Annotated in this window: 18 protein-coding genes; 7 read left to right on the plus strand and 11 right to left on the minus strand. The window is 61.5% G+C overall.

Features of this window, described 5'->3' with window-relative positions:
- Positions 1 to 32: 32 nt before the first annotated feature.
- Positions 33 to 1,484, minus strand: coding sequence for an aldehyde dehydrogenase (locus G7047_RS26330; protein WP_166311269.1), 1,452 nt, complete (start codon positions 1,482 to 1,484; stop codon positions 33 to 35).
- 229 nt (positions 1,485 to 1,713) lie between these two features.
- Between G7047_RS26330 and G7047_RS26335 the strand changes: the two genes are divergently transcribed.
- From G7047_RS26335 to G7047_RS26345, 3 genes are all read left to right on the plus strand, one after another.
- Positions 1,714 to 2,100, plus strand: coding sequence for a VOC family protein (locus tag G7047_RS26335; RefSeq protein ID WP_166311270.1), 387 nt, complete (start codon positions 1,714 to 1,716; stop codon positions 2,098 to 2,100).
- 128 nt (positions 2,101 to 2,228) lie between these two features.
- Positions 2,229 to 2,834, plus strand: coding sequence for a class I SAM-dependent methyltransferase (locus G7047_RS26340; protein WP_166311271.1), 606 nt, complete (start codon positions 2,229 to 2,231; stop codon positions 2,832 to 2,834).
- 2 nt (positions 2,835 to 2,836) lie between these two features.
- Positions 2,837 to 3,697: a tRNA-uridine aminocarboxypropyltransferase gene (locus G7047_RS26345; protein WP_240939273.1), complete on the plus strand. Its 861-nt coding sequence runs from the start codon at positions 2,837 to 2,839 to the stop codon at positions 3,695 to 3,697.
- Here G7047_RS26345 and G7047_RS26350 read toward each other — a convergent pair.
- The 3 genes from G7047_RS26350 to G7047_RS26360 form a co-directional block, all read right to left on the minus strand.
- Positions 3,664 to 3,909, minus strand: a complete 246-nt coding sequence (locus G7047_RS26350; protein ID WP_166311272.1) for a hypothetical protein — start codon at positions 3,907 to 3,909, stop codon at positions 3,664 to 3,666. The two genes, G7047_RS26345 and G7047_RS26350, sit on opposite strands and share 34 nt — an antisense overlap.
- Positions 3,910 to 4,104: 195 nt before the next feature.
- On the minus strand, positions 4,105 to 4,653 hold the full coding sequence (locus G7047_RS26355) for a DUF2939 domain-containing protein (protein ID WP_166311273.1): 549 nt from the start codon (positions 4,651 to 4,653) through the stop codon (positions 4,105 to 4,107).
- 84 nt (positions 4,654 to 4,737) lie between these two features.
- A complete protein-coding gene (locus tag G7047_RS26360) occupies positions 4,738 to 5,307 on the minus strand; it encodes a bacterioferritin (RefSeq protein ID WP_166311274.1) in 570 nt (189 codons plus the stop codon).
- 215 nt (positions 5,308 to 5,522) lie between these two features.
- On the opposite strand from G7047_RS26360, the gene G7047_RS26365 reads away from it, so the two are divergent.
- Positions 5,523 to 6,608, plus strand: coding sequence for a glycosyltransferase (locus G7047_RS26365; RefSeq protein WP_166311275.1), 1,086 nt, complete (start codon positions 5,523 to 5,525; stop codon positions 6,606 to 6,608).
- A 58-nt stretch (positions 6,609 to 6,666) separates the two neighbouring features.
- On the opposite strand, the gene G7047_RS26370 is transcribed toward G7047_RS26365, so the two are convergent.
- The 7 genes from G7047_RS26370 to G7047_RS26400 form a co-directional block, all read right to left on the minus strand.
- Entirely contained in the window at positions 6,667 to 7,782 is a 1,116-nt protein-coding gene (locus tag G7047_RS26370) for a collagen-like protein (protein ID WP_166311276.1), read from the minus strand.
- Between the two features lie 62 nt (positions 7,783 to 7,844).
- The gene (locus G7047_RS26375) at positions 7,845 to 8,450 is read right to left on the minus strand and encodes a hypothetical protein (RefSeq protein WP_166311277.1); all 606 of its coding nucleotides are present in this window, start codon (positions 8,448 to 8,450) and stop codon (positions 7,845 to 7,847) included.
- Positions 8,451 to 9,223: 773 nt separating this feature from the next.
- A complete protein-coding gene (locus tag G7047_RS26380; RefSeq protein ID WP_166311278.1) occupies positions 9,224 to 11,311 on the minus strand; it encodes an acetate--CoA ligase family protein in 2,088 nt (695 codons plus the stop codon).
- A 35-nt stretch (positions 11,312 to 11,346) separates the two neighbouring features.
- The gene (locus G7047_RS26385; protein ID WP_240939274.1) at positions 11,347 to 12,339 is read right to left on the minus strand and encodes a tripartite tricarboxylate transporter substrate binding protein; all 993 of its coding nucleotides are present in this window, start codon (positions 12,337 to 12,339) and stop codon (positions 11,347 to 11,349) included.
- 69 nt (positions 12,340 to 12,408) lie between these two features.
- A complete protein-coding gene (locus tag G7047_RS26390; RefSeq protein ID WP_240939275.1) occupies positions 12,409 to 12,801 on the minus strand; it encodes a Zn-ribbon domain-containing OB-fold protein in 393 nt (130 codons plus the stop codon).
- Positions 12,802 to 12,806: 5 nt separating this feature from the next.
- Complete coding sequence (locus G7047_RS26395; RefSeq protein ID WP_166311281.1) at positions 12,807 to 13,961, minus strand: thiolase family protein; 1,155 nt, start codon at positions 13,959 to 13,961, stop codon at positions 12,807 to 12,809.
- Positions 13,962 to 13,996: 35 nt separating this feature from the next.
- A complete protein-coding gene (locus G7047_RS26400) occupies positions 13,997 to 14,848 on the minus strand; it encodes an IclR family transcriptional regulator (protein ID WP_166311282.1) in 852 nt (283 codons plus the stop codon).
- A 349-nt stretch (positions 14,849 to 15,197) separates the two neighbouring features.
- Between G7047_RS26400 and G7047_RS26405 the strand changes: the two genes are divergently transcribed.
- From G7047_RS26405 to G7047_RS26415, 3 genes are all read left to right on the plus strand, one after another.
- Positions 15,198 to 15,875, plus strand: a complete 678-nt coding sequence (locus G7047_RS26405; RefSeq protein WP_166311283.1) for a chalcone isomerase family protein — start codon at positions 15,198 to 15,200, stop codon at positions 15,873 to 15,875.
- A gap of 232 nt (positions 15,876 to 16,107) precedes the next feature.
- Complete coding sequence (locus tag G7047_RS26410; RefSeq protein ID WP_166311284.1) at positions 16,108 to 16,719, plus strand: DUF1439 domain-containing protein; 612 nt, start codon at positions 16,108 to 16,110, stop codon at positions 16,717 to 16,719.
- A gap of 94 nt (positions 16,720 to 16,813) precedes the next feature.
- Positions 16,814 to 17,854, plus strand: coding sequence for an SDR family oxidoreductase (locus tag G7047_RS26415; protein ID WP_166311285.1), 1,041 nt, complete (start codon positions 16,814 to 16,816; stop codon positions 17,852 to 17,854).
- The last annotated feature ends 153 nt before the right edge of the window (positions 17,855 to 18,007 follow it).

Below are 18,007 nucleotides of genomic sequence, written 5' to 3' on the forward strand. Positions count from 1 at the left end.
GAATTCCTTTTGTTGTGCTTTGTTTTGCTTGATCAGCCGAGCTGGCCCATGCCGAAATAAATGCCCTTGGGCTGCTGGTACAGACGCATGCCGGAGACGCCCTTTTCGCGCCCGATGCCACTGTCCTTGAAGCCGCCGAACGGCGTGGCGATCGACAGCTGCTTGTAGGTGTTGATCCACACGGTGCCGGCCTCCAGCGCGCGCGCCACGCGCCATGCGCGCTGGTAGTCGCGCGTCCACACGCCCGAGGCGAGGCCGAAGCAGGAGTTGTTGGCCTGGGTGATCAGATCGTCCTCGTCGTCGAACGGAATCATGCAGAGCACCGGGCCGAAGATTTCCTGCTGCGCGATGGCCGCGTGGTTGTCGATGCCGCCGATCAGCGTGGGCAGGTAGTACGCGCCCTTGTAGAGCTGCTTGCCGTCGGGGCGCGTGCCGCCCGCAAGAATCTCCGCGCCCGCCGCGCGCGCCGCATCGACCATGCCTGCCACCTTGTCGCGGTGCGCGAAGGTGGCGAGCGGGCCCATCTCTGCCCCGGCCGCATCGGGCAGATCGACCCTGAGCGAGCGCGCCACCGCGCTCAGCTTGGCGACCACCTCGTCATATACCTTGCGCTGCACGAACGCGCGCGAGCCCGCTACGCAGGACTGGCCGCTGCCCTCGAAGATACCGCCCGCGAGCGCCGCCACGGCCGAGTCGATGGGCGCATCGTCGAACACGATGTGCGGCGACTTACCGCCCAGCTCCAGCGCCACCGGCATGAGCTTGCGCGCGGCCGTCTCGGCGATGCGGCGACCGCTCTCCGTGCCACCGGTGAACGATACCAGGCGCACGCGCGGATGCTCCACCAGCGCCGCGCCCACCTGCTGGCCGGTGCCGGGAAGCACGTTCAGAATGCCGGCGGGCAAACCGGCCTCCTGTGCGATCTCGGCCAAGAGCAGGCCGGTCGAGGGCGTGATTTCGGAGGGTTTGAGAATCACGGCATTGCCCGCCGCGAGTGCGGGCGCGACCTTCTGCGCCTCCATCGTCATCGGCGAGTTCCACGGCGTGATCGCGGCGATCACGCCGTAGGGCTCGTAGACCGACATCGAGAGATAGTCGCCGCGCGCGGGCGTCACCTCGGAGCCCGTGGTCTCGCAGACTCCCGCGTAGTAGCGGAAGGTGGCCGCCGCGCTCTTGACCTGCACCTGGCACTCGCGCCAGACCTTGCCGTTCTCGATCATCTGCAGACGCGCGAGCTCCTCGCTGCGCCGCTCCATTCCGTCAGCAATCTTCGAGAGAATCGCCGCGCGGGCGGGCGGCAGCATGTTGCGCCACTTCTTGTCACGCACCGCCTCGTCGGCAATCCTCACCGCCGCATCCGCCGCCTTGGCTCCCGCCGCCGCCACCTCGTAGTTCACCTCGCCTGTGGCTGGATTCACCGACGCCAGCGGCGCAATCCCGGCTTCGCCGTCCACCGCCTGGCCGCCGACCCACATCTTTTTCATCGAAGAGCTCGTCATCTGGATCCTAATTTGGTCTGTCTGATAGAACTATTGTTCTGTTTGTATTTAGTCTAAGACAAGGACGAAAACCGAGGTATAAGGGTTTTTGCTAGGAAAACCGTCATTCTGTGTATCAGAACGTCTGGGCAAGGGTGTCGCGTGTGCGCAGGAGCGCTTTGCCTGGTTCGGCTATTCTTGAACTCCCATTCAATTCCAACTCTAGGAGACGACTTTGTTCAGTCACATCATGGTGGGTGTCAGCGATCTGGAGCGGTCCAGGAAGTTCTACGATGCGCTGCTCGGCGCGCTGGGCATCTCGCCCGGCATGGCCAACAAGAACCGCTTCTTTTGGCGCGGGTCGGGCGGCACGTTTGCGGTGAGCACGCCGATCAATGGCGAGCCGGCGAGCATCGGCAACGGCAGCACCTTCGGTTTTGCTGCTACGTCCGAGGAGCAGGCCAATGCCGCGCATGCGGCCGGTCTTGCGGCGGGCGGGGTGACCTGCGAAGACCCGCCGGGCTATCGCGGTGAAGGTCCGGGGCGTCTGTATCTGGCGTATCTGCGCGATCCCGATGGCAACAAGGTTTGCCTGAACTACCGCCCGCCGAAGAACGCGTAACGCGAGCTGCCGAATACCGCAGCGGGAGCGCTGACACGCGGCGTGGGCGATACTTTCGCCCCCGCCGCTTTCTTTTGGTGCGGCGTTCTTTTCTTTGTTTTTTCTTCCGGTTTTTCTCAGGAGCATGCGTGCAATCAGCAAGCGAGCAGTGGTTTGACGAGGCCTACTACCAGCGTTTTTATTTCGACAAGAAGACCAGCGTGATCGATGTCGAACATTCGCGGCGGTTGGGTGCGTTCGTCTGCTCGTACCTTGCGTATCTGCGCGTGCCGGTGGCTCGGGTGCTCGATGTTGGCTGCGGCATTGGCCTGTGGAAAGAGGCCGTGAGTCAGCATTTCCCCGGTGCGAGCTACCACGGGGTCGAGTTCAGCAGCTATCTGTGTGAGCGTTATGGCTGGGAGCAAGGCTCGGTGGTCGACTACCGCAGCGACGAGCCGTTTGATTTGGTGATCTGTCAGGGCGTACTGCCTTATCTGAGCGCATCGGATCTGAAGCTCGCGCTTGAGAATCTCGGTCGTCTGTGCCGGGGTGGTCTGTATGTCGAGGCCGTGAGCCGCGAAGACTATGAGCGCGGCGTGATCGACGAGGACCTCACCGATGCGCGGCTGTATCGCCATCGCGCGGCGCTGTATCGCCGTGGTCTGGAGTTGAACTTTCACGAACTGGGTGGCGGTGTGTGGGTGAGCCAGCGCTGCGAGGTGCCGATGTTCGAGCTGGAATGCAAGCAGGATTGAGCGTGAGCGATCTGCACATGCTGACGACCGGCACGAACGAAACGCTGGTGGAACCGCTGAGCCAGAACACTCCGCGCCCACCGCATGCGGTCGCGCGACTGAGCACAGCGCGGCGCGCAATCAGTACCCGGCCGTTTCTGGCGCGCGGGGGCTCCCAAGTGGTTCGCTGCGAGGGGTGTCGGCTGCGTTTGTCGCACTGCATCTGCCAGATCGAGGTGGAGCAGAACACGCGCTCCGGCATGTGCCTGCTCATGCATGATGCCGAGCCGCTCAAGCCCACCAACACGGGTTGGCTGATCGCCGATGTGGTGGCCGACACCTATGCGTTCGGCTGGTCGCGCACGGAGAAGAACGACGTGTTGCTCGCGTTGTTGGATGATCCGCAATGGCAGCCCTATGTGGTGTTTCCGCGCGAGTTTGTCGTCCCGCCGGAGCGTGTGGTGGAAACGGTGGCGGAGCGGTTGGAGGGCAATGCAGGTGCAGGTGGCGGCGCTGGTTCAGGCAAGCGCCCGCTGTTCATCCTGCTCGATGCGACCTGGCCACAGGCGCGCAAGATGTTCCACAAGAGCCCGTACCTGGTGCGGTTTCCGGTGCTGAGCCTGCATCCGGAACAGGTGTCGGCCTATCGGCTACGGCGCTCCACGCGCAGCGATCATTTCTGCACCAGTGAGGTGGCAGCGCTGTGCCTGGAGCTTGCAGGCGATAGGGCTGCGTCCAGCGTGCTTGCCGCATGGCTTGATGTGTTCACGCACCACTATGAGAGAGCGCGCAACCAACTCCCGCCGCTCTGGGACGGCGAGGAGCATCTGCATTTGAATGATTGTCTGTCTCAGTCCAGCGCGAAGCCAGTTTCGGTGAGCTGAAGCTCGCCGTAAGGGCCATCGCGCAGCCAGCCTTTTTCCTTGGCGAACTGCACGGCCTGTAGCTGATCCGTCTGCGAGATTTCATGGCGAGCCAGATCGTGCGTGAGGTTGTCGGGGCTCATTCCGTCTCCCGCGCGCAGACCCTGTTCATTCACCATGATGAATAGGATGCGCTTGGCAATGGTTTCCTGTGGGCTTGGGGCTTGAGACATGCCGATGGACTCCTGTGATTTTCGGATGGAATGAAATAAATGCGGGTGCAACGCTTGCGAAGGCTTTGACTACGGAGCGCGCAGCCTTGACCAAGGTGTGCCGTTTGTACTGCACCCCGACATGCGTGGCTGTCAGCCAAGAGGCAGACCTGTCACGGAAAGCAGTTGTTTGCACTCACACCCTTTGGCAAGGCGTCAGGTGTCCACGTTGACGAGCTTCCAGCCCATGAGTCCGTCGCGGTGGAAGATGAAGGCGCTGCCGGGCTGGCTTTTGCGGAATACGCGCACCTTGCTGAAGCCCTGATAGGTCAGCGAGAAACTACGTGCAGCATCGTTCTTGGTCTCGGCACTTGCCGCACCTTCATTCTGCGCGGGAGTGGATTGCGAGACCTTGGGGCCGAACTGGCCGGTCTGCATCATCATCATGACGCCAGCGGGCGAGACCAGATTGTCCACCGCCGCGCCCACCACGATGCTGCCAAGCGCCTGACCGATGCCGCCAAGCGGATTGGAGCTGTCATCACTCTTGGGCAAGCGGTTGGCGATGGAGCTCATCATCTTGCCTTTGAGGTTCTCGCGCAGCACGGGAAAATCGACGTATTGCGCCAAGGCATCGGCGTCCTGCGCATCCATTGCCTTCTTGATGGAATGCATGGCGATATAGGGCGATGCGTAGAGCAGCACCGCGATGGCCAAGGCCACTGCGGTCACCGCTGCAATGACGACGTTCTTAGAACTCTTCATGGTTGCCTTCAGCTGTTGTTGTGGTCACTCCCGATGTTCGCACAGCCAGAGGCACGCCGGTTTGCGGCGTTCAGGATCACGGGATCAGCTCGCCTTCTTCATCCAGTCAGAGAGCTCGTCCGCGTGCTCCTGTTCCTGCTCCAGAATCTGCTCGATCAATCGACGAGTCGTGTGGTCCTTGTCGCCAATGAGTGCGACCATCTGTGTATATGCCTCGATGGCCACGCGCTCCGCAATCAGATTCGCGCGGATCATCTCGTGCAGATCCAGTTGGTCGTTGTAGTCAGCATGGCTGCGCTTGGTGAGCGAATCGGGGTTGAAGTCCGGCTCTCCACCGAGTTGCACGATGCGCGCAGCGATTCGGTCGGCGTGCGCCTGCTCTTCGTTGGCATGCACGAGAAATTCACCGGCAATGGCAGGCGACTCCAGCCCGGTGGCGGTGAAGTGGTGGCGCTTGTAGCGCAGGATGCAAACCAGCTCGGTCGCCAGCGAGTCGTTGAGCAGCCGGATGATGTCTTCGCGATACGGCCCGAAGTCAGGCAGCACGGCTCCCTTGTCGAGACTGCGTTTCGCAGCATTGAGGCGTTTCGGGTCCAGCTGCAGCTTTTCTTTCTTGGACGCTTTGGTGTTGTTCATCGTGGAGTTCCTGTTCATGTGGATATGTCTTGGAAGTTCGCAAGTACCTGCTCCGCTCGGGGATGGCACCCAGTCACCGTAGTCTTCTGCCGGGATCTTGTCTGTGAGACAAAGCTGACATTCGCAGCGGGCCTGAGGCTGCTTCCATTCGCAAAAAAACAATTGCAGGTTCAAAGCCAGACTCTAGAATTTGGCGATTTCGTCTGTCACAAAACCCACTCCTGTGTTTCTTCATGCCCGCTAGTCCAAAGCCCACCCTCTGCCTGAACATGATCGTCAAGAACGAGGCGCATGTGATCAAGCGCTGTCTTGCCAGCGCCCGGCCGTGGATCGATCGTTGGGTCATCGTGGATACAGGCTCCAGCGACGGCACGCCGCAGGTGATCCGCGACTTCATGGCGGGCGTTCCCGGTGAATTGCATGAGCGGCCGTGGAAGAACTTTGCGCACAACCGCAACGAGGCGCTGCAATTGGCGCGCGCAGCGGCGGACTATCTGCTCTTCATCGACGCGGACGAGCAATTGCAGATGCCGACGGACTTTCAATGGCCAACACTGGAGGCCGATGGCTACTTTCTGACTTGTCACATGGCGGGCACGGAGTACCAGCGCAATGCGCTGATTGCCACACGCCGCGACTGGCACTGGGAGGGCGTGCTGCACGAATACCTCACCGCGCCGAACGCGCAGCCGTGGCAGCAGTTGCCTGGTCCGGTGATCTACGTTTCGCACGACGGCGCGCGCGCCAAAGACCCGAATACCTATCTCAAGGACATTGCGCTACTCGAAGATGCGCTCAAGGCTGATCCGGGCAACACCCGGAATGTGTTCTATCTGGCGCAGAGCTATCGCGACGCGCAGCGTCTCCCGCAGAGTCTTGAGCGCTACCGCCAGCGTGCCGACATGGGCGGTTGGGAAGAGGAGCGCTGGTTTGCGCAGTTCCAGGTGGCCAAGCTGTTGGAGCGCACTGGAGCCGCTCCCGAAGTGGTGCGCGAGGCCTATCTGACGACCTATGTCGCCCGACCGCAGCGCGCAGAGCCGCTGTGCGAGCTGGCTCGCTTCTGCCGCGAGCGCAAAGAATATGCGCTGGGCGCGTTGTTTGCGCTGCAGGCATCGCAGATGGCAATGCCGACGGACATCCTTTTTGTGGATGCATCGGTGTATCGCTGGCGTGCGCTGGATGAGCTGGCGGTCAATGCGTTCTATACGCCGCACCAGAGCCAAGGCCGTGAGGCGCTCAAGCAATTGCTCGCTCAGCGGTTGTATCCGGAGAGCGAGCGTGTGCGAATCGAAGGCAATCAGCAGTTCTATCGGCTGTAGGCTCTGCATGAGGACTGAAGACAAGCAGGGCGCGGCAGCGACCCCGTTCAAGCCGTCTTCATTTCAACTGGATGATGCTCATGCGCGCTCCCGCACCACCTTGCAAGGTCGCAGCACCCAACAAGCCATAGAGTCGCAGATCGACTACTTGGCCTGCCGTCAGATTCAGGATGGACTGCCCCGAAAAGCTGCTCAGTGAAAGCAGCGAACTGAAGTTCAGTGTCGCATCGCAAGTACTATCGATGTAGACGCACGCGCTCATGAGCAACGCAGCCGTCACATTGATGGAGTAGGTGATGAGATAGGAGCCTGTCTGAGGGACCGTGAAATCGGTGGTGGCTGAGGATGTGATTCCAGACAGGTTTTGTGAAGGCAGGGGGATTTTGGTGCCTCCAATCAGAACTCCGATGACCGAGCCCGCAGTATTGGTCGCCGATGCGAATACTTCGGTAAATGCCGTGCCGGTGGCTCCCGTGGGGCCGGTAGCACCAGTTGCCCCCGTCGGGCCGGTCGCGCCATCAGTTCCCGTTGCACCAATTGGCCCGGTTACACCAGCCGTGCCGTTCAATCCCGGGGTGCCAATGGGCCCCTGTGGACCTACGGCGCCGTCAAGTCCGTTGTTGCCTGTAGAGCCTGTGGCTCCGGTTGCACCCGTTGCGCCGGTTGGGCCTGTGGCTCCCGTGGCTCCGTTTGCCCCAGTGGTGCCAGTGCCGGAGACCCCCGTTGCGCCGGTTGGACCCGTAGGTCCTATAGCTCCCGTGGTGCCCGTTCCTGAGTCACCGGTGACCCCGGTTGCCCCCGTCGCGCCGGTTGGACCTGTCGGCCCTGTCGCCCCAGTTCCGCCGCCCGCCCCAGTCAATGGAGTCAAACCATCCGGCCCAGCTCCCGCTCCACTCAAGCATGGCCCCAGTTGCCCACTGGTACTAAGGCAGGTCAGCACCTGTTGTTGCTGGGATCCTGGCACGGTAGGCACGAATACGTTGTTGGTCGGCGCATCATCGATACGCAGGTACAGATTGCTGCCGCCGCTGTCCTGCACAACTACGCGCCCCGTTGATGGTGGGCGCAGGATCACGTCATCGGCGTGAACGATGGGGGTGGCGGCCAGCGCTCCGAACCCCAGAGCGAGCCCAGTGAAAAGTCGGGAACGTGTCAATGGATGAGTACAGGTCATACAACAACCCCTTTTGTGTGGTTCGGTGCGTTTGAAAGGAACAATCGGTCTGAAAGCGCAGGTCAGTTTTCTCTGGCTTCATTGGGTGGCCGCTGACTCGCGTTGGAACGGGTTTGCCTGCCTCTTGTTCGCAAGGAGCCACCGCCGAGCGCTACCAGCAGTGAAGAGAGCAGGGCGAGTCCCAGGGCGTCTGTGGCAGGGACAGGAGCCGGGCCAGAAGTGCCGCCGTTGCTGCCCGGGCATCCGGTGGGGGGCGACGAGGCAATCCACACGCCTGACGAAAGGTGTACGTTGGCGTCCTGGCCCGTGACTGTTGACCCTGCAGCCAATTGAATGCCGGAGCACGGGCCTCCGTCGATGTAGATGTCCTTGGCCGTTCCGGAGAAGGTGAGGTTTCCGCTCACAGTCTGGACCGTGTTAGGAGGCAAAACGATGTGCAGCGTGCCACTGCCCGAGTCAATGACCAAGTTGCCGAAGTTTGTACTGCCGGTGACCTGTATAGAACCAACGCTGCAGGCGTTGGCGAATCGCAAGGTACTGGTACCGGCGATATAGGTGCCTGAATTGCTCCAACGGGCGTTGACTTCGAGCAGTCCAGAGCCACCATTGACCACGCCGCCCGCGTTGATGACAGCGTTTTTGACGAGAGCCAGTGAACCGGTGTTCAAGTTCAGCGTTCCGCTGACCGATAGATCCGTACAGGCCAACGATTCGTAACCGGAATTGAGTGTGTTTTCCCCGCTCGATGGAACGATCAGATCCGCCCAAGCTGCGCCGTGTGCGAGTGCCAATGTGCAACAAAGTACCGTGGATTTCAATTGAAAAGTGATCCGCATATGTCCTCGCTGGAGTCGCGTGGAAATAATTAGAAATCAACTTGTTTGGCTAATCACTCACGATTCTGATTAAATTAATTTAATGAAATCGATGGTCTGACAAGGGGAAATGCTGTCAAAAGGTAAATTATGCACGCGGGTTTCGATAGGAACTTGTTTTTGTTTTTTTGTTTGGATATTTAATGTTTATTGAGTGGGGTTGTTTGCGTTTGTCGAGGCATGCGATGTAAAAAAATTTACGCAAACCTGGGTTGAGTTGCCTGTCAATTTTGTGGGTGGTTGTATTTATATATTACTATTTTATCTGGCAATAAAATCTCCCGAAGAATTTGTGAATGTTGTCAAACGAAGTTGATATAGACATTTCTTGTCGATTCATTACGACAAAAAGGCAGATTTTTTAGAAAAAGCCGCCTTGAAATCACACTCAATTTGCATCTTTCTTCTCAACCACATATTGGGCGGCCCATTCCGATGCCCAATTGTGGAAGGCACTTGCGTGCTAGTTGCTAATTGACATGAGTGACGGTTGTTACAGAGAAAAATGGCCCGGACCAGCGTGAGCTGCTGATAGCTTCGGGCCGAAGTGGTGACAACGAGAGCTGTTAGCTGCGCTCGACCAGTGCATCGACCACCATGGCTCCCTCGCCGGTGGAGCCCACAAGCACGGGATTCAGATCGAGAGAGGCAATCTGGCCTCGGGCCGACACTGCGAAGTGGCCTACTGCAACGGCCAGTTCCGAGAGAGAGGCTATGTCCATCGGGGATTCGCCGCGCACGCCGTCGAACAGGGGGGCGATGCGTAGCGTGCGCAGTGCCGCCTGGACCTCTGCGGCGCTGAAGGGCGGCATTAGCACTATGCAATCATTGAGTGCTTCAGTGTACTTGCCGCCATCGCCTACCACCACCACGGGGCCGAAGACCGGATCGATATGGGCGCCCACCATGAACTCGTGACGGCCCTTGTGCATGGCGGCCACGATCACGCCGTCACGCGCGGCTTTCAGTGCGTCCATCTTGTTCCAGAAGCGGTCGAACAGAGTACTTGCTTCATCGGCAGATGCGACGTTGAGCGCCACGAGGCCGTGTTCGGACTTGTGAGGAATGTCGCGTGAGCAGGCTTTCATCACCACGCGGCTGCCGCCCCCGCTAATGCGTTCAAATGCGCGGCGAGCGTCGTCGGCGGTCTGGCACAGCTGCATGGGCACGACCGGTACACCATGTTTTCCGAGCAACTCCAGGCTTTGGGCCTCGTTCAGGAATTGGTCATTGCCGGACGGCAGTTCGACGGTGAAGGCGGGAGGAGCCTGCACGCGCGGACGACGCATGAGCGCCGTGTGATTGGCAACCTGCGCGAGCACGCTGATGGCGTCGCCTTCGTTCGGAAAGGTGGCAATGCCGTGGGCACGAAAGGCCGAGGCCACGCTGTCCTGCCAGGCTGACACGGCGACGGGCTTGCCTGCGGCCTTCTCGAAAGCTGCCGCATCGCGCGCAAAGCGCTCCACGTCGTAGCCCGCGCCTGCCACCGGGATGTTGATGAAGAAGAGATCAGCGGCCGGGTCCTTGGCCACCTGGGGCAGCACGTCGCCGAACAGGCCGCTGTTGGAGAGCAATGCGGCGGTGATGTCGATGGGGTTCTGCGTGGTCGCGAAGCCGGGCAGTTTGGCGGCGAGCGCGTCCTGCGTGCTCTTCGCGAGTTCGGCCATCGGCAGCTTCTCGTCGTCGGCCGCGTCGGCGCCCATCACGCAGCTCGCGCCCGAGTTGCTGATCACCACGAGCCGCTTGCCCTCGGGACGCCAACCCTTGAGATACGCCTGCGCAGCGCGTGCCTGCTCGTGGGGATCGCGCACGCGCCAGATGCCGTGCTGCTTGAAGAAGGCGTCAACGGTGCGGTCCTCGTTCGCGAGCGAGCCGGTGTGCGACGACGCAGCACGCTGCCCGCCCGCCGTGCGCCCGGCCTTCACCGCGACGATAGGCAGGTCGCGCGAGCGTGCGTATTCAGCTGCTTGCGCGAGGATTTCCGGCTTGCTGATGCTCTCGAGATAGAGCAGCAGCAGCTTCACATCGGGATCGTGCGCGACGGCCAGCGCCATTTCGCCGACCGTCACATCGGCCTCGTTGCCTGTGGCATGGACATGGCGCACGCCGATGCCGTGGCCGCGCAGCAGGCCGTAGATCATCGAGCTCATGCCACCGCTCTGGCTGACAACCGCCACCGGGCCGTCCTGCGGCGGCACCTCGATGAACATGGTCGAGAAGCCCGCAATCGCGCCGGTGCCGAAGTTGGCGAGGCCCTGCGTGTTGGGGCCGTAGAGCCGCATGCCGCTTGCGCGGGCCTTGGCGAGCATGTGCTGCTCGATCTCCTTGCCCGCCTCACCCGTCTCGCCGAAGCCCGAGGCGATGATCACCGCCGACTTTACGCCGCGAGCAGCGCATTCCTCGACGGCCGCGACCGTCTTGTCGCCGCCGACGACGATCAGCGCGAGATCGGGCACCTCGGGCAGGGCCGAGAGCGCTGCGTAAGACTTGTGGCCCTGAATCTCTTCACGACCGGGGTTGATGGGATAGATCTTGCCTTGGTACCCATGGCGCTGCATATACAGAATGGGGCGGCCGCCGATCTTGTGGATGTTTTCCGATGCGCCGATGACGGCTACGGAGCGCGGATTGAGCGCTGATTCGAGAAGGTCCATGTTGCTGCTTCGTTTGTCTGTTCGCGTCTTTTCCGTCAATCTACCTTCGCGCCGGAGGCCTTGACCACCTTGGCCCACTTGTCCACTTCTGCTTGAATGAACTGGCCGTAGTTGGCGGGCGTGTTCCATGCGGAGGAGAACCCCTGGGCCTCGAAGCGCTGCTTGACTTCGGGGTTTTCGAGCGCCTTCCTGAGCTCGGCGTTCAACTTGTCGATGATGTCCTTGGGCGTACCTGCCGGGGCTTGGATGCCGTTCCAGGCAATCGCCTCGTAGCCGGGCAAGCCTGCTTCTGCGACGGTGGGAATGTCGGGTGCGATGGGCGAGCGCTGGCTGCTGGTGACGGCAATTGCCTTGAGCTTGCCGCCCTTCACGAAGGGCATGGACGACAGCATGGTGTCGAACATCAGGTCGGCCTGTCCGCTCATCACATCGGTGAGTGCCGGAGCGCTTCCCTTGTAGGGGATGTGGTTCATCTTCGTGCCCGCCATGGCGTTGAAGAGTTCGGCAGACAGATGCGTCGATTGGCCGTTGCCGGACGAGGCGAAATTCAGGCCGCCGTTCTTCGCCTTGGCGAGCGCGATCAGTTCCTTGACGTTGTTGGCGGGCAAGCTGGGCGTGGCGACGATCACCAGCGGGCCGCTGGTGAGCTGCGAGACTGGCGCGAGGTCTTTGGTCATCGAATAGTTGAGCTTGGAGAACAGCGAGGGATTGATCGCATGCGCCGTGGTCGCCACCATCAGCGTATAGCCATCGGGCGCGCTGCGCGCGACCTGCTCTGCACCCAAGTTGGCGCCAGCGCCGGGTTTGTTGTCGACGATGACCGACTGGCCCATTTGCTCCTGCAGCTTCTGCGCGACCACGCGCGCAACGATGTCGGTCGGGCCGCCCGGTGGGTAGGGTACTACGAGCTTGATGGGCTTGTTCGGGTAGTCTGCGGCCGTCGCGGCAAATGGCGCGGCCATGCCGCAGAGTGCGGCGCAGGCGATGGCGAGCGTGTGGCGGCGGGTGTTGCGGGTGTGGTGGGTCATGTTTGTCTCCTTCATCTGGTCTTGTGGAATGGGTGAATGAAAGTGAAAGCGAAAGCGGCGCTGGCGGATCTATGCTTGCCTGCAAAAGCGCAACAGCGTGCGTCCCTGATGCTCGAAGAAATCGGCCTGCACACGCTCGTCGATCTGCACGTCGGCATCGGCGTGGCCCATGAGGCGCAGGCCTTCGTCGAGCTCGACGATCACGAGCGTGTACGGCGCGAGCGCGCGGAATTCGTCGGACGGCGCACGCGAGACGACGGTCCGCGCGCGCACGGTGGCGAGGCCGCTCGCGTCATGCCAGCCGAGCTGCTCCGAGCCGCAGCGCTGGCAGGCATAGCGCGCCAGCGTCTGCGCATGGCCGCAGGTGTCGCAGCACTGGTAGCGCACGACATGGGCCTGCAGACCTTCGGTGAAATGGGTGGCCAGCGATGGTGGCAAGGTGTGGGTCGGTGTGTGGGTCATGGCAGTCATCCTTCGCGCGTCAGAATCAGGCTCACATGCGAGGACATCACGCCGCCGTCGGCATGGATGAAGGCGCGCGAGGGCGTGCGCGGCAGTTGACGATCACCGGCCTGCCCGCTCATCTGCCGCCAAGCTTCGACGACGTGCGCCATGCCGCCTGCGACGCCGCAGTGGCCGTAGGACAGCAGGCCGCCGTGGGTGTTGAGCGGCAGTGCGCCGTCGCGTGCGAAGTCACCATGGCGCAGCCGCGTGGCGGCGCCGGCGCGTGGGGCGAAGCCCAGCTCTTCCAGCAGCATGACCAGCGTGATGGTGAACGAGTCGTAGATGCCGAGATAGTCGACATCGGCGATCTCCATGCCTGCTTCGTCGAACGCGCTGGAGGCCGCGTCCGATGCGCCGCAGCGCATCACGTCTTCCATCGCCGTGAGGTGCTGGTGGCGATGCGCCTGGCCCGCGCCGCGCATCGCGATGGCGGCTTGCGGATGTGGATCGGCGGAGACCACCAGCGCCATCGCGCCGTCCGATATCGGGCAGCAGTCCATGAGTGACAACGGAGACGCAATGGCTTTGCTCGCGAGCACGTCCTGCACGTTGATGGGTGTGCGCAGTTGCGCGCCGGGATGCCCGATCGCGTTGTGGCGCATGAGCACGGCGAACTCCGCGAGATCGGCCGAGGTCACGCCCGTTCGGTGCATGTATTCGGACGCCATGAGCGCATAGTACGCAGGCACCGATGCGCCGTTGGGCACCTCGTAGTCTGCGTCGCCGACCTGCGCAAGCGTTTGGATCGAGCTGTCGCGCGATTGGCCGCTCAGGCGGTTTTCGCCTGCCACGACCAGCACATTGCGGCACCGCCCGGAGCGCACCAACTCGCGCGCAGCCATCAGCATGGCCGCGCCGGTGGCGCCGCCGAGCTGCATGCTGTGCGCATAGTTCGGTGTGAGCGCAAAGCGCTCGCAGAACAGGGTGGAGAGCATCAGGTGAGGCTGCGTCGTCGCGTAGCCGCAGAGCACGCCGTCGATCTGCGCGCGCTCGAGGTGCGCGCTTTGGATTGCGCCGCTGGCGGCTTCAGCCATGAGGTCGAGCGCGCTGCGGCCTTCATGGCGGCCGAACGCTGTGCCGCTTGCGCCGCGCAGAAAAGCCTGCGGTGATGAGGGCATGAGTGGTATCTCCTTCAGACTCGTCTTTGTGGTTGCTATTTGCTGGCGCCCACGCGGTGGGCGGTGCGCCCGGCGGGCCGTGTCGCCTCGGTCCAGCGCACCTGGCATTGCATGGCTTCGTGCATCAGCGACTGGCCCATGGCGGCCTCGCGCGAAAGAATCCGGTCGTTGAGCGCAGCGATGCTGATGGCCGCGATGGGACGGCCCTGAGAATCGAGAATCGGCACGCCAATGCCGCCCATGCGTTCGACCACCACGTCGAGCAGCACGGCGTAGCCCTTGGTGCGCGCCTCGGCGATGCGCTCGCGCAGCAGCCCTGCGGTGATGAGCGGATAGCGCTGCAACTGGCCGAGCAGAATGTCAATGGCCGCCTCGCGCTCTGCGTCGGGCAGCCAGGCCAACAGCGCGAGGCTGCCCGCACCCACGCCAAGCGGGCGGCGGCTGCCTACGCGCAGATAGTTGGCGCGGATCGGGTAGGTGCCTTCTTCCACGTCGATGCACAGCGATTCGATGCCACTCGGCAGCGACAGTACGGCGCTGTCTTCGAATTGGCCGACCAGCCTCATCAGACTTGGGCGCACGATGGGCCGAGGGTCAAACCGGCGCAAGGCTGCCGCCCCCAGCACCATGAGCTCAGGCCCCAGCGTGAATTGCTTGGTCGCGGCGTCGCGCATCACAAAACCGTCGCGCACCATCATCTCGAGCAGGCGCAGGGCGGTGGCCTTGTCCAGATCGGCTGCCGTGGCGATGTCGGTGAGCCGGGCGTTCGCGCCTTCCGACATCACCCGCAGCACGCGCATGGCACGTTCGACGGACGACACGCTGGTGCCGGAATTTCTCGTCACGATGGACTTGGTGCGCGGTGGATTGCGATCAGTGGCGGCCATGGCTGTTTCTGTGAATGAAACTGGTGTTGCCGCAGACTGTAGGAAGAGTTGAAAGGGTGGTCAAAAACTTTTCGAAAAGTTTTGACCAATGAAATTCATCATTGATTCATTGAAAACCTTTTACGATTGAATTTGGCTATTTATAAAAGGGTAAACCCCTGAAAATCAGCATTTCGTTCTGCATTGGATTCAAATGTTGCATTCAGCTACAAACAACGTGTTTGTTGAAGAGTTTGCTATCTTTTTGATATTTGAATCAAATTGTGAACAAATTGCGCATCAGATATGCGATAGCTGGTCCAGAAAATAGCATTCACCTATTCGAAATTAATTTTTGTAGGTGGTAGCTATGCGTAAGTTTGGACGTCACATCACAGGCTTGTTGATTGCAGGTGGCATGCTTGCCGTCGCCAGTCTTCCCGCTGCGGCACGCACAGAAAGCGGCGCGGCGTCTCCTGCGGAAATGAAGCAGGTGTCGATTGCGCCGCAGATGACGGTCAACACCCCCTTTGCAGAGAAGGTGCAGGTTGGTGGCCGTGTCGTGCAACTCAATGGCTCGGGCACCCGGTTCAAGGCGGTGTTTCAGGTGTATCGGGCGGCACTGTATACCGAGAAGCCGATTCAGCAATATGGCGATTTGGGTGGTGGCAACGAGTCCAAGCGTATCCACCTCGTGATGTTGCGCGAAGTGAATGCCAATGAGCTGGGCGGCATGTTCATCCGCGGCATTCAGGAAAACATCGACAAGGCCAGCGCCGCGCGATTGATGCCAGCCATGTTGCGCATGTCGGCATTGTTCAACGATTACAAGAAGCTGGAAGCGGGCGACTCCGTCACGCTGGACTGGGTGCCTGGCAAGGGCTCCGTGGTGTCGGTGCGTGGCGTGCCGGCGACCGAGGCGATTCCCGAAGCGCAGTTCTATCACGCACTGGCGGGTATCTGGCTGGGTGCGACGCCGGCCGATTGGAAGCTGCGCGACGCCCTGCTCGGTGTGAAGGCGACAACGGATACCGCCATTCGCAACTGAGCGGATGGTTGGGTTGCTGAGCTTGGCGCATTGGGCGCAGTGTTCACCGCAACTGAAGAGCACGAACACGGAATTGGGTTGTCGTGCATTGGGCTCGGCAGCCCTTTTTCTTTTTTGTTTGTGTGTAGGCTGCTGGTTTTGACACGCCTTGTTCCAACCGCGTGGAACCTTTTCCCTTGCCTGGCTTCTGACCGCCTGACAATGCTCGCTTGAGCTTTGGTTGGAACGGAACATGAAATTCGGAATTGGCTTGCCGCACGCGTCTTACTCCCCACAGCGCAGGGTATTGCTCGGGGCTGCCGTGTCGTTGGGCTTGCTGGCGGCGGGATGTGCTTCTTCGCCAAGCGCGATGGCGCAGCCGAGCTACACGATCTCGGCTGGGCAGATTCAGGAGGCGATGGGGCAGAAGTTCCCGCGCAGCTACGGCTTTGGCGGACTGATGAATCTGGCGCTCAGCAATCCGCAGATTCACCTGCGGCCTGACAGGAATCGGCTCAACACGGTCATCGCGGTGGCCGCGACGGGACCGTTGCTGCAGGCTCGCAGCTATCTGGGCATGCTCGATGTGGACTTCTCATTGCGTTATGAAGCCTCTGACCGCACCTTGCGCGCCACCGATCTGCATTTGAACGGGCTGCGCATGGAGGGGCTCAATGCGCAGATGGAGCAAATGCTGCAGCAGTACGGCAGCACGCTGGCGCAGCGGTCCTTGCAGGAGGTGGTTCTGCATCAATTGACGGACAAGGATCTGGCAATGGTCAACGGGCTGGGGCTCGAGCCCGGCAAGTTCACCGTCACTCCCAAGGGGCTGTTGGTGACGCTGCAGAACAAGGCAGTTCCCTGATACCTCGCCGTGTAGGTGACCCTGTCCTACGTGGCTCCTTTGGCGTCAGTGTTACAAATAAGGCAGCAAAGCAAGAAGAAGGGAAGCAGATTCCATGAGCTTACAGGCACGCCGCGACAGTTCCTCGCGCACATCCTCCTCTTCAACATCACCGTTGTCGTCGTCCGCCACGCAGCAACGGCCTTTGGTCGTGGTGATCGTCGGCGCATCCAGCGGCATTGGCCATGCAACCGCCGTCGCGTTTGCCAATCGTGGTGCCAAGCTGGTGCTGGCGGCGCGCAGTGCGGACACGCTCTCCCACGTCGTCACCGAATGCCTTGCCGCAGGTGGCTCCGCTTTGGGAATACCCACTGACGTGACTGATGCCGTGGCAGTACAGAAACTCGCGAACCGTGCGGTGAGCCACTTCGGGCGGATCGATGTCTGGGTGAATGCGGCGGGCGTCGGTGCCGTGGGCCGATTCGACGGCGTTCCGCTGGAGGCCAATCGTCGGGTGATCGAATCGAATCTGCTCGGTCACATGCATGGTGCACATGTGGCGATGCAGCATTTCCGTGAAACGGGACGCGGTCTGCTGGTCAACCTCAACTCCATGGGCGGTTGGGTCGGCACGCCTTTCGAGGCAGCTTACAGCGCCAGCAAGTTCGGCGTGCGAGGACTCTCCGAGAGCCTGCGCGCCGAGGTGGCTGATCTGCCCAACGTGCACATCTGCGACGTGGCGCCCACTCGTGTGGACACTCCCGGTCTCGCCAACGGCGCGAACTACACTGGTCATCGTTTGCGCTCGGTCATGCCTGTGCTCGACCCGCGCCGTGTGGGACTGGCCATTGTCGCGCTGGCGTATTCGTCACATCCCAAGCCCGTCACCTGGTTAGGCGCGGCCGCGCTGCCAAGCCGCGTGGCCAACGCTGTTTCGCCCCATTTGTTCGGCCGCGCAAGACGCTGGTTCGGTGAGCGCAATCTCGAACATGGCCTGCCTACGCCGCTGAGCGACGGCAATCTATACGAGCCAACGGCCGACGCCTTCATCGACGGCGGTATCCGCACTGCCCGCGCCGAAGCCGCCACGGCGGCCATCGTGCTGGGCACCGTGGGGCTTGCGCTTGGTTGGTGGATCGGCAGTCGCTCCCGCTGAGCCGAAGTTCAGACGCTGCAGGGGCTCGCGTGACGAGCATTTGTCCTATGGCGCCGAAGGTGTCGGCGCACTAGCATACTGATGCCTGTTCGACTCAATTCGGGAGTTGCTGCGCGCAATGCAGGGTTGTGCGTGACAAGGGGTCCCTGAAAG

It is taken from the genome of Diaphorobacter sp. HDW4A (genome assembly GCF_011305995.1).
GTDB lineage: Bacteria > Pseudomonadota > Gammaproteobacteria > Burkholderiales > Burkholderiaceae_C > Diaphorobacter_A.